This is a genomic window from Corynebacterium sp. TAE3-ERU30 (assembly GCF_019209925.1).
Taxonomy (GTDB): Bacteria; Actinomycetota; Actinomycetes; order Mycobacteriales; family Mycobacteriaceae; genus Corynebacterium; species Corynebacterium megadyptis.
The window spans coordinates 52,466-64,907 of sequence record NZ_JAHUTO010000005.1; the positions used below are offsets into that span (position 1 = coordinate 52,466).

The following is a 12,442-nucleotide window of genomic DNA, read 5'->3' on the forward strand; positions in this document are numbered from 1 at the left end:
CTCCGCTAGGTATCCGGCCCCTCCTCGCGGAGCGGGCGCTCGTCCATAAAGCTGAGGGCTTCCAAAAAGCCCTCGGCTTTTGCCGTGTGTGGGTAGCGCTCTACCCACTGCCGAAACTCGGGACCGTGGCCACCGGGAACGAAGGTGTGCACCATTTCGTGCACGATCACCGCATCCACCACATAGCTGGGCAGTGGCTGCAGCCGGTGGCTCAGCCGGATCGTTCCATCGGCGGGGGTGGTGGATCCCCAGCGCCGGCGCTGATTATGCACCCAGCGGATGGAACTGACCCGCGCCCGCCCCTCCAGATAGCGCTGGTTGAGCTCCGCGGCGCGGCGCTCTAAGGCGGTGTCATCCTTGAGCTGGCCGCGGGAGCGCTTCGCTTCGACTCGGCGCAGCAGCGAGGCCACCATCTCGCGCTCTTGGCGCGCCGTCAATCGGGCGGGAATGCGCACCACATAGCCATCGCCGCGGGCCTCGATGGCTGCGGTTTTCTTTCTTCGCGCCGATCGAATGACTGTCACTGCGGGCTGCTCTGTACTCACAAGCACGCCAGTGTAGTCCGCTCGGCTGCGCGGGGCGGGTGAGTGTAGTAGAACTATCCCCAGACACGGCGGCGTCGGCCGCCGCCAGTGCAGAACGGGGTTTCGGGGGGAACGTCTTATGCAAGCACCAGCGGAGCATCACGACACCGCGGCACCACGCGCCACGGTGCGCCTGCGCGAGGGCATTTCTGTGTTCATCCGCCCCTGCGGGGCACTGCAATTCGGGCAAAACCCGCAGACCGCAGTGGTCATCGACGAATTCAGCCCCGTCATGGGCGCCGCCATTGCCCGCTGCTTCCGCCGCGTCCATCGGGCAACACCACGCACCCAGCTCAGCACCTGGCTCGAAGAGGCCGGTATGGCCGGCAGTGCGGCGCGTTCGCTTATCGACGATCTCCTCCAGCACCGCATCCTCGAAGCCTGCCCCGACAGCGGCCGTACCGCGAGCCTCATCGGGCGCTCTCCCCTCGCCACCCAGGTGGCGGGCGTGCTCAACGCCACGGGCGTGAGCCTGCACCGACCCCAGCACCCAGATTTTCTGGCCCCCTTCGTGCACGATATTGCGCAGCTGCCCACCCACCCAGTGCTGGTGATTGATGAGATCAGCCAGCACCGCTTCCTCGCCCCGCTGCTCACCCAGCTCATCGCCGAGGAGCAGCCACTGATTGTGGTGGACGTGATCGACGGGCACTATTGCATCGGCCCGATGCGCCGCGGCACTCGCGGGCCGTGCCCCTTATGCATGGAGCTCTATCGCAGCGACGCCGATCCCGCATGGTCCGATATCGTGGCCCAGCGCGTCCCGCACAAACTTCAGCCCAGCCCCATCACCACCACCGCCACCGCGGCCGTCATCGCCGCCCTCGTCCAGGCGATCCACGAGGGCAGCCAGCCGGAGCTGGTGCGCGCCGGCACCCGCTGGACGGTCACCCACACGGCCGTGCAGGAAGACACGGTGGCGGCCCATCCGATCTGCCCGGTGTGCTTCGAGGCCTCCCAGCGGCGGCCGCGGCCGCGAACGGCAAGTAAGGGCTAGCGCAGCTCGTCGAGAAGCTGCAAGAGCGACTCCCCGAATTGCTCCACCTTCATCGGCCCGATCCCTGAGATATCCAGCAACTCGGCTTTGGTGGAGGGCATCTCCTCGGCGATCGCGGTGAGGGTGGCGTCGGTGAACACGATATAGGCGGGGGCGTTGAGCTCCTCGGCCTCGGCGCGACGCCACTGCTTGAGCCGCTCAAAGATCGCCGCATCCGCCCCCGAGGGGCAGTCCTCGTGGCGGCCGGCCACCTTGTCCTGCGGGGTGAGCAGCGTGGTGCCGCATACGCGGCAGCGCTTGGAACGCTTGGAGCGCGGCGGCACAGAAGACAGATCCACCTCCGGCACCACCGCATCAAGAAAGCGACTTCGCTTCCGCGAGGCACGCCCGCCCTCTTTGCGGGCCAGGGCCCAAGAACAGCTCAGATGCTCACGGGCGCGGGTAATGCCCACATAAAACAGGCGGCGTTCCTCCTCAATGGCCTCGTTGCCGGCCTTGATGGCGTGGCTGATCGGAATGGTTTTTTCCACCAGCCCCACCACAAACACGGCATCCCATTCCAAGCCCTTGGCGGCATGCACGGTGGCGAGGGTGACGCCCTGCACGGTGGGATCCTGCTTCGCGGCGGCGCGCTGATGCACCTGATCCATCACGGCCTGCAATCCCCAGTGGGGGTGGGAGGAGGCGAGATCCTCGATCACATCCGCCAGCGCCTTCAGCGACTGCCAGCGCTCCCGCTGCTTCGCGCCCTCCGGTTCCTTCTCGCTGAGGCCCACATCGGCCAGCAGATCGCGCACATAGCCTGTGAGCTCCACGCCGCTGGGCCCGATGCGCTGCAGCTCCTCCTCGGCCACACCAGCGGTGCGCTCCACCTGAATCTGGCGGTTGAACTTCTGCGCGGCGCGCACCAGCAGCGCCATCGCTTGGCGCACCTCCGGCCGCTCATAAAAGCCTTCGCCTTGCTGGACTTGGTAGGGGATGCCGGCGTCGGCAAGCGCCTGCTCATAGATGGGCGACTGGGCGCGAATACGAAAGAGCACAGCCATCTCCGAGGGCGGTACTCCCTCCTGCATCAGCTGCTGGATTTTTTCCACCACCCCACGGGCCTCGGCGGATTCATCCGGGTAGGACTGAAAACTCGGCGCGGGCCCCGAGGGGCGCAACCCCTCCAGCTCCAGCCGGGTGCCGGCGATGCGGCCGCTGGCGCGCGCGATCACGCTATTGGCCACGGAGGTGATCTCTGGGGTGGAGCGATAGTCGCGTTGCAGGCGCACGGTGGTGGCCTGGGGATAGCGGCGCGGGAAATCCAGCAGGTAGCGCGGGGTGGCGCCGGTGAAGGAATAGATGGTCTGGTTGGCATCGCCCACCACGGTGAGATCGCTGCGATCCCCCAGCCACGCCTCCAATACCCGCTGCTGCAGCGGGGTGACATCCTGGTACTCATCAACCACGAAGGTGCGGTACTGATCGCGGAACTCCTCGGCCACCGCGGGCGCGTTCTCCAGCGCCCCAGCGACGTGGATGAGCAGGTCATCGAAGTCGAGCAGCACCCCGTCCTTGGTGTTTTTTAGCTGCTCATAGCGCTCATAGGCCTGGGCGATCTTCGCCGGATTCGCCGGGGCGGTGCGCAGCGTCTTTTCCACCTCCGCGGGATAGGACTCGGGGGTGAGCAGGCTGGCTTTGGCCCAAGAGATCTCGCCCAGCACATCGCGGATGGATTCCGTGGAGGTATCCAGGCCCACCGCCCGCACCGCCCGGGCCACCGCGCCGAATTGATTGTCCAGCATTCGCCACGGCAGATCGCCGGCGATCGAGGGCCAAAAATAGGCCAGCTGGCGGCGGGCGGCGGAGTGGAATGTTCGGGCCTGCACGGCCGCCACCCCCATGCTGCGCAGCCGCTCCCGCAGCTCCGCCGCGGCACGGGTGGTAAAGGTGACCGCCAGCACCCGGTTGGGCGAAACCATGCCCTCGTTCACGAGATTGGCGATGCGATAGGTGATGGTGCGGGTTTTGCCGGTGCCCGCGCCGGCCAGAATGCACACGGGGCCGCGGGGCGCCGCGGCGGCGCGGCGCTGGTCCTCGTCGAGGTCATCGAGGCTGAACATGGCGTCGAAAAGCACCTTCCCTAGGGTTGAGTTCTGGTTGTTGAGGCGCGCAGCGCCTCGAAGAGCCTACCTGCTGCCCAGGCATGCATCATGCTGTGCGCAATCGAGCCCACGCGCGGCTGCGGGAAGCGCTGCTCGCGAATATCGCTCGCGCTCACCCAGCGGGTCTCACGCAGCTCATTATCGGTGGCGCAGTGGGCCTCCACATCGGCGGTGGTGCCGTACATGCCCAGCATCAGCGAGCCCGAGAGCGGCCAGGGCTGGCTGGACACATAGCGCACCTCGTCGAGACGCCGGCCGGTTTCCTCCAGCACCTCCCGAACGAAGGCGGCCTCGATCGACTCGCCCGGTTCCACATAGCCGGCGATGAGCGAAAAATACTGCGAGCGCTGCGCATTGCGCCCGACGAGGATGCGGTGCTGGTTCTGCAGCTCCACCACGCCGATCACGGCAGGGTCGATGCGCGGAAACACCCAGCCACTACTGCCCCGCGCCCGGGCGGAGTCGGCGGCATAGTCCAAGGCGGAGCCATCGGCGGGGTGAAAATGAGTGCTGGCCTTGGATTTCACTAGGGCGAGAGCCCGCAGCAGCTCCCCTTCCCCGGCGATCGAGCCCTCCCAGAACTCGGGATCACTGGGGCCGCACAGCCGTGCTCCCGCTGCCGCGGCGCGCTCAAGGGCGGCGGCGTCGGCCTGCACGGCATAGAGCTGGCGGTGCGTATCGACGCTCACTCGCTGTCGCATCGCCTCGGCACTGATACCGCAGCGGCGCAGCTCGGCCGCGTCGAGCTGTGCCGCGATGGTGTGCTGCGGGCCAACGAGAAGGTAGCGATCGGCAGACTGATCCGGCACGGGCTAGGTGCTTTCTCCGCGCGGCGGCTCGGTATCGGGGATATCGGCGGAGAGCACGCGGCGCACATAGAGCAGCCGGTCGCCGGGTTCGACGGATTCCGCCTCTTGGGCGTCGATGCGGTAGAGCTTGCCGGAGCGCACCACGCCCAGCACAATATCGGCCAGGTGGCGGGGGTTGGCGCCCACCTCGTCTTCTTTGACCATGCGCTCGGCGATGGAAAAGCCTTCGCCCGGGGAGAGGAGATCTTCCATCATCTCCACCACGGGCGGGGTGACGGTAGCCAAGCCCAGCATGCGGCCGGCGGTCTCGGAGGAGATCACCACCGAGTCGGCGCCGGATTGCTCCACGAGGTGCAGGTTTTCGGACTCGCGTACCGACGCCACGATCATCGCCGAGGGGGCGATTTCACGCACCGAGAGGGTGATGAGCACTGCGGCATCGTCTTGATTGGGTGCCACCACCACGGCCCGGGCGCGGGAGACTCCGGCCAGCTTGAGCACATCGGATTTCGTGGCATTGCCTTGGACCGTCACGAGGTTGTGCCCCGAGGCGCGCTCGAGTGCTTGGCGGTTGGTATCAACCACCACGATCTGTCCGGGCGGCACACCATCGGCCAGCAGCGCGGTGACTGCGGAGCGTCCCTTGGTGCCGTAGCCGATGACCACTGTGTGATTGCGCAAGCGCTTCCTCCATCGTTGGATTTGTAGGGTGCGGCGGGATTCCTCGGTGAGCACCGCCAGCGTCGTACCCACCAAGAGGATCAGGAAGGCGATACGCAGCGGGGTGACCACAATGACGTTGAGGAGGCGGGCCCGGTCGGTCACCGGGGCGATATCACCGTAGCCGGTGGTAGAGAGCGACACCACCGAGTAGTACAGCGCATCGAGAAAGGACAGCGGCTCGGTATAGCCGCCGCTATCGAAGTACACGATCACCGTCACCGTGAGGATGAGCACGATGGCATACACCACGCGGCGGGCAATGAGCAGCCACGGCGAGGAGCGCCTGTCCTCCGGGATGCGGATGATATTCAGCAGTGCATAGTCCGGCAGATCATCCAGCTCGGTGGGGCGGCGTACCACGGGTTGCCTCGCGCGGGCTCGGGATCCGAACCTTTTACGCATTCTCGCCACGGCTATATCCTTGCTGCTTGGTTGCGGGGGTCATCAGTGGTGGGCACTCGCCGGCTGCACACGCTCAGTCTGTCGTGCCGATACCGTCAGTGTGCACCAGCGCGGCGAGCTCATTCTCATCGGGTAGCTTACTCGGTTCGAGAGTGTGATCGTAGGCGATGTAGTGGAAGGCTGCACGCACCGAGTCCGGATCGATCTCTCGACCATATCGCCGCGACAGCAGCCGCGCCCACGCCAGCCGGTACACGGCCAGCTGGATCTGCGCTGCCTGCATGTCCGCGCCTGTGGGCGGGCGACCTGTCTTCCAGTCCACCACACACCAGCCTGACTCCTCGTCCGTACCGAAGTGGAAGATGGCGTCGATGCGCCCGCGCACCATGCTGCCGCCGAGTGAGATCTCGAAGGGGTATTCCACATAGGTGGGGGTGCGCTCCGCCCACTCGCTGGCGAGGAATTTCTCCTTCAACTGCTCGAGCTCCACGCCCTGGGGATCGATCTCCTCCCCTGCCCCGGGCAGTTGCTCATCATCGAGCAGCGAGGTGGCGCCGAAGCGATCCTCGATCCACTGGTGCAGCGCCGTGCCCCGCTTGGCATAGGCATTGGGTTTGAAGGGCACCGGGCGGTGCTGGCGGCGAGCGAAATCCTCGGGGCTGGACTTCAGCGACACCAGATCAGAGGTGGAGAGCTCATGGCTGAGCTCTACCTCCACCACCGGCCGAGCGGCGGCCTCGTGTTCGGCGATGAGCGCCTCCACCTCCTGCTGCCACAACTGGCTGAGCTCACTGGAGTTGGCGGGAAGATCCTCCCAGCGGCGGTGGCGGGCTGCTTCCACGGCCGTGGCCGCCGCATCGAGAATGTCCTCGCTATAGCTGGCGATGCCGTGGTTGAGCGCCAGCGCTTGGGCCTTTTCTTCCTTCCACAGCCGCGGGAAGCGCAGATCCGTCGCCTCGGCCGCTGGGGTGGTGCTCTCTTCGGCGGTGGCGGCGGCAGGATCAGCCTCCTCGCTCTCAGCGCTGTCGTACCAGTGCACCACAGACTCGGGGGCGAGTTCTTTTAGCGCCGTGAAGTGCTCGAAGGGCGTGGTCTCCCTGCTTGCCGGATCGGCGTGCGCCGCCCCGCTGACGATCAGCGTGTTTTCGGTGCGGGTGATGGCCACGTAGAACAGGCGCACCACCTCATCGAGATAGCCCCGCCATAATTCATCGCGGTGTTCGGTGATCGCCGCGTCCGCCTCGTTCTGGGTGGTGACTCCCTCGAGGTCCAGCACCGGCACGCCATTGGGGTTCTCCACCCCGGCGATATCGGTCATCACGGCATCGCCGCGCAGCACGGGGGGCAGCTCCCCGACCGAGTTGAGCCAGTTATCAAACCTTTTCTGCCTGGTTTCCCCATCGTTGTAGGTGCTGTTATCGCAGTGCAGCACCGCGACGGTATCCCATTCCAAGCCCTTGGCTTTGTGCACGGTGAGCAGCTGCACGCGGTCGCTGTGGACGGCGATCTCGGCGCGGTCAAACCCACGCTCATGCTCTTTCGCCAGCTCAAAGTAGCTCAGCATGGACTGCAAGGAGGCCCCAGGCGTGCGGCTAAACTCGGCCACCTTCTCGGCGAGCTGGTTCAGATGCGCCACCCCGGCGCTGCCATCGCTGTTCGGATCGCGGCGCACGAGCGCTTCGGTACGGATGGAAAATACCCGCTCGATATCGGCGATAATGTCCGTCAGCGGTTTGGAGAGCGAATAGGAGCGCAGATAGCGCAGCTTCGAGGCGAGCTCGGCGAGCCGTTGATAGCCCTCCTCGCTATAGCGCTCCGGTTCTCCGAGGTCCGCGATGGCGTCGACAAGCCCCACATGGGCATCGGGTTCATCGCTGAGCGCTTGGTCGATGGCGGCGCGGAGTCGCTCCAGCGGATCGGGCGAGTCGAGCCGTTCATCCTCTTCTAGCTCGCCGCTGGAGTTCACCCGGCCGGCAATATTCTCGGTGCGGCGGTGGAGCGCCTTGAGATCCTGCACCCCGAGATTCACCAGCGGGCCACACAGCACGCGAACCGCGGCCTCATTATTCTCTGGGGAGACGAGCATGGTGGCGATGGCGAGCACATCCGCTACCTCCGGAACCTCCAGCAGCCCGCCGAGGCCAACGATCTCATAGGGGATACCGCGCTGGGCCAGGGCTGCCGCCATCGCGGCAATGTGGTGGTTCTTGCGCACCAGAACGGCGCCGGTGAAGCGCTCTCCCGCCTCCTGCTTGTCCTGGAAGCGTTCGGCAAGACGCCCAGCGACATACTCGACTTCCTCCTCATAGGTGCGAAACCATCCGAGGGCGATATCGCCCGCCGCGGCCTGTGGCCGGGAACTGAGCTTTTCGACGCTGCGCTGCTGCCCATCACGCTCCAAAACGGAGGCGGAGACGGCATTGGCCAGCTCGAGCACCCTACTCGGGTTGCGCCAGGAGGTCGTGAGCTGGCTCTTCGGCGCCGGCGAGGTGCTGCCATCCTCGGCGATGCGGGGAAAGTCTGTGGCGAATTGGTCCAGATTGGTGGAGGTGGCGCCACGCCAGCCGTAGATGGCCTGCATGGGATCGCCCACAGCGGTAATGCTCAGCGCGCGGTCGGTATTGCCAAAAAGATGGGACAACAGCACCCGCTGGGCATTGGAGGTGTCCTGGTACTCATCGAGCATGATCACCCGGAATTTCCGGCGTTCGCGATAGCCCACCTGGGGATATTTCTGGGCAATGCGGGCCGCCGCAGAAAGCTTCTGCGCGAAGGTGGCCACATTATCGCGCTTCATGCGCCGCCGCAGTTCCTGCACCAGCGGCAGATAGTCCTGGCGCTTCGTCATCGCCGTGACAAGGTTTTCGACATTCCCCGACTTGTACGTCTTTTTCTGCCGCGAGCTGATCTCGAGCCCGTCGATGAGCGAAATATAGTCGTCCTGCGCCTCCTGCAGATCCGCGGGATCGACGAGGTGGGAGTCGAGTGCGGACATCAACGCCAGGGTGGAGTCGATAGCCGAGCTGACGCTGGGATCGCTGGCGATCGCGGTGGAGTGCTCCCGCACCACCTCATAGCAGTACTGGTAAAGCTCGGTCTCGGTGATCAGGCGCGCAGATGTTTCGATGGGCAGCAAGAGGCCGTACTCGGCCACAAGATCCCCACAGTAGGAATCGTAGGTGGCTACCTTCGGTTCGATACTGAGCTCACGGCCCTGCTCATCCACGGCGAGCCCGAGGGTGTTTTTCAGCGTGGCGAGGTTCCGGCGGATGCGCTGTTCCAGCTGGCCGGCGGCCTTGCGGGTGAAGGTGAGTCCCAGAACCTGATCGGGGCGCACCAGCCCATTGGCCACCAGCCAGACCACGCGCGCCGCCATGGTTTCGGTTTTACCGGCGCCGGCACCGGCCACCACCAGCAGTGATCCTTGTTCCGCGCCGATTACCGCTGCCTGCTGCTCGGTCGGTGCATAGGGCTGCTGCAGTCGCTCCGAGAGCTCACGGGGAGACAGTCGCGGATTGTTCTGCTTAGGCATTGAAGATGCTCCTTCCCTGATCCTGTGCCGGGCATACCGCCTTCAACGTGCAATACGTGCACTGTTTCTCATTGAGTTGAGCCCGCACCCGCGGCTGTGCTTTCTCCCGCGCCAGCGCCATGAGCGTGTCCTCAAAAGCAGCGAGTTGCTCTTCATCGAGCCGTGCTTGCTCGCGGGTGGTGATCTTCTTCGTGCTGGTGCCGGGATAGACCAGCACGGCTCCTTCCCGCTCGAGTTCAGGGTCCTCGGGGCGGCGGGTGGCGAGATTCCCTTCCGCATCGAGGCGGGCATGCGCCACGGCCACCTGGTAGGCCGAGAGCTGCGCATGATCGGCGGCCTCTTTCTGGGCAATGGCCTGGGCGGAGGACTTATAATCCACCACCCGCAGGCTATCGCCGCTGCGGTCGATACGATCCAGCCGGCCGGAGATCATCACATCATGCTCGCCCTCTGTGAGATGGCCGACGCGCACCCACGCCTGCCGCTCGGTACCCACCAAGGTGGTCGCGGCATTAGCAGAGTGGATCCACGACACTGTTTTATCGAGCATGGTGCTAAACCGAGCGATCTCCGCATCCTCTCTCCACGCTGCATCATCGAGCTGCTGAGCAAAGGCATGCTCCACCAACTCGCGCGCCACGCTCTCCTCGGCGCCATTATCAATGGCTTCGGCAAAGGCGTGCACGAGCGTGCCGGTGATTTGGGGGCTGCCACTGGCGGAGTCAGCGAACTTCGCCACGGTGCCGTTGAGGGGGCAATCAAGGCTCTTTTCGATGGCGGAGGGGGATAAACGGATGGTCTCCCCGGCGCGCACCAGAGGCTCAGTAGTAGAGGCCGCACGCATGCCCCACCACTCCTGCGGGCTGGCCCCCAGCACGCCGGCCTCCGCTAACCGTGCGAGATGATATGCGGCATGCTCGCGATCCGCTGCGGGAGCGTGCGGATTTTCCAGGGTGCGCCGCAGTTCCGCGATCACACTCGAGGTAGACAGCATACGCGGATGAATAGCGCGCACCGCCCCGGCCTCCTCAGATGTGCCGGCGGCAGTCTCGGCGCTATACACCCGCATGCTCACCGGTGTGGCAGCGAGGAAACGGGAGGGCTCGGTGGTTCCATCTTCGCTCTCCGTGTCATCGATCGCCATGATGTAGAGCTGTTCGGTCGCTCGGGAGCAGGCCAAGCTGAGCAGACGGCGTTCTTCTGCTTCCCGCTCGGCCGTGTGGGTCACATACACCCCAGGGTCGATGTCCTCGTCTGTGTGATTGATTAACTCTTCCTGGCCGAATAGGGTGCCCGTTTCTCCCAGCTGCGGCCATGCACCTTCATTAACTCCTGCAACGATCACGAGGCGAAAGTGCATGCCCACGACCGAGTGGGCGGTAAGAATGGTGACGGCATCGGTTTTGGCGCCGCGCCGCTCACGGGTGAGCGAAGGAACATCGAGGCTGTCGATATAGGAGATGAAGCTGGAAAAGGAGGCCCCGGGGCGACGCTCGGTGTAGTCGCCGGCGGTATCAAATAAGGCCATGGCGGCGTCGAGATCCTGATCCGCCTGGGAGCCGGACGCTCCGCCGCGAAGCGAGACCGCCTGCAGATGCTGGGCGAGGCCGGTCGCCTCCCACAACGCCCATAGCACCGCCTCAACGGACTCGCCGCGTTCATAGGCCGCCCGCCCCGCCTCAAGCACCTCGGTGGTGCGCTGCAAAATCTGGGTTTCCCGCTCGGTGAGGCTATCGCGAATCTCGGCGTTTTCTGGGGCGGTATAGCCCGGTGCCTGGGGAAGCAGGAGATCCTCGAGTACCTCGATGGCCCGGCGGCTACCGCCATGGCGTTTTTCTGCGGCACGCACACCGCGCAGCAGGCGGCGATAGGTGACCGGATCGGCGCCACCGACGGGGCCGAGAATGAGCTCGCTCAGCTCGGTGCTGCTGATACGGCTCAGCAGGCTCCGCGCGGCGATGAGCAGGCTCGATACCACCCGCTGTTCCTTGAGTACCATCGCCGAGTTGTCCACGTGCACGGGCACACCGGCGATCAAGAGCGCCCGCTGCAGGCTACCGATCTCCCCAGAGCTGCGCACGATCACTGCGATATCGCGCCACGCCACCGAGTCGAGCAGCCCAGCGCGGCGTACTCGGTCCGCGATGAAGTCGTGGTGGCTGCGGGCATCGGCGGCCACCACATACTGCGAGCGCGCCTGCACCTGAGGCTCTGTCAGCTCGATGGTGTGCTCGGCGTGGTAGTCGAGGAAGAAGTCGGGATCCGCGCCACGGAAGTGGAATACGGAGTGCTCGGGGTTGCCGCCGAGCACCATGAGCGTGGTGTGCGGGGTGAGCGCCTCGATCAACCCAGCTGCCTTGGGATCGAGATTCTGTGCGTCATCAACCAGCAGATACCGCGCTGAGCGGGCCACCTGTTGGGCGAGCTGCTCATCATCAGCGATGAGGCGGTGAGCCTCGGCCAGCAGCTCGGAGGCGTTGAGCGAGTCCTGGCCAGACAGTGCCATGGTGTGGTGATACTCCCGCAAAAACTGCCCCGCAGCAGTCCAGAGGGGGCGGTCCCAGTCCTCGCCGAGCTGCTCGAGGTCCGCGGCACCTAAACCGCGCTCTTGGGCACGCAGCAGGAAGTCACGCAGGCCGCGGGCGAATCCGACGAGCTCGAGTGCCTCGTGCTGCTCCTCCGGCCAATAGGCGCCGCCGCGCTCGCGGTGGCCGTCGAGAAGCTCGCGGATCACGGCATCCTGCTCGGCGCCGGTAATCATGCGGGGCGAGGTGCCGATATCGCGCTGGCGCGCGGCCCGGACAATGGCGAAAGCCAGGGAGTGAATAGAGCGCACGAGCGTTCCGGCGGAGGCAAAGCCCTCAGCGCGTCCGCCCAACAGAGAAGAGAGCTCGCTGCGGTGATAACTTGCCGTCTCCTTGGCGGTGGTGATCAGCGCAATCTCCGCCGGATCCACCCCCGCATTGATCAAACCCACCACCGTATCGCTCAGAGCGGAACTCACACCCGTGTTGGCGGCGCCGATGAGCTTCACGGTGCCTGTCAGCTCAGCGTGCACCAGCTCGTGCACGGCCGCAGACCACGTCCTGCGAGGGGTATCTCGCGGACCGGGGTAGGTGACTGTCACCGTAGGGTTCGGCGGTGGGGCCATCTGCGGGGTGCTATTCATGCCCATCATTCTTGCAGAGGTAGTGGACACTCACAGCGAATTGCCCCTCAACAACTAAGAACACACATTCGAAGAATGC

General features: G+C 65.3%; 7 protein-coding genes. 1 reads left to right on the forward strand and 6 read right to left on the reverse strand.

Translation table 11 applies throughout. The annotated features are described in order from the left end of the window. Positions 1 to 5: 5 nt before the first annotated feature. The gene (locus KR227_RS10000; RefSeq protein ID WP_370625223.1) at positions 6 to 545 is read right to left on the reverse strand and encodes a SprT-like domain-containing protein; all 540 of its coding nucleotides are present in this window, start codon (positions 543 to 545) and stop codon (positions 6 to 8) included. 118 nt (positions 546 to 663) lie between these two features. Here KR227_RS10000 and KR227_RS10005 point away from each other — a divergent pair, with 118 nt between their 5' ends. Next, complete coding sequence (locus KR227_RS10005) at positions 664 to 1,581, forward strand: TOMM precursor leader peptide-binding protein (protein WP_218365202.1); 918 nt, start codon at positions 664 to 666, stop codon at positions 1,579 to 1,581. Here KR227_RS10005 and KR227_RS10010 read toward each other — a convergent pair. The 5 genes from KR227_RS10010 to KR227_RS10030 all read right to left on the reverse strand — a co-directional run bounded on the left by KR227_RS10010 (position 1,578) and on the right by KR227_RS10030 (position 12,363). Then, positions 1,578 to 3,686 carry an ATP-dependent DNA helicase UvrD2 gene (locus tag KR227_RS10010; protein WP_218365203.1) on the reverse strand — a complete coding sequence of 703 codons (2,109 nt, stop codon included), beginning with the start codon at positions 3,684 to 3,686 and terminating at the stop codon, positions 1,578 to 1,580. The two genes, KR227_RS10005 and KR227_RS10010, sit on opposite strands and share 4 nt — an antisense overlap. A 20-nt stretch (positions 3,687 to 3,706) precedes the next feature. Continuing rightward, complete coding sequence (locus KR227_RS10015; protein WP_370625224.1) at positions 3,707 to 4,537, reverse strand: NAD(+) diphosphatase; 831 nt, start codon at positions 4,535 to 4,537, stop codon at positions 3,707 to 3,709. Positions 4,538 to 4,540: 3 nt separating this feature from the next. Continuing rightward, positions 4,541 to 5,662 (reverse strand): TrkA family potassium uptake protein, encoded by a 1,122-nt coding sequence (locus KR227_RS10020; RefSeq protein ID WP_151529602.1) that lies wholly within the window; start codon positions 5,660 to 5,662, stop codon positions 4,541 to 4,543. A 73-nt stretch (positions 5,663 to 5,735) separates the two neighbouring features. Continuing rightward, positions 5,736 to 9,194, reverse strand: coding sequence for a UvrD-helicase domain-containing protein (locus KR227_RS10025; protein WP_218365204.1), 3,459 nt, complete (start codon positions 9,192 to 9,194; stop codon positions 5,736 to 5,738). Next, positions 9,187 to 12,363, reverse strand: a complete 3,177-nt coding sequence (locus tag KR227_RS10030; protein ID WP_218365205.1) for an ATP-dependent DNA helicase — start codon at positions 12,361 to 12,363, stop codon at positions 9,187 to 9,189. Before KR227_RS10030 ends, KR227_RS10025 begins: the two co-directional genes overlap by 8 nt. Positions 12,364 to 12,442 lie beyond the last annotated feature (79 nt).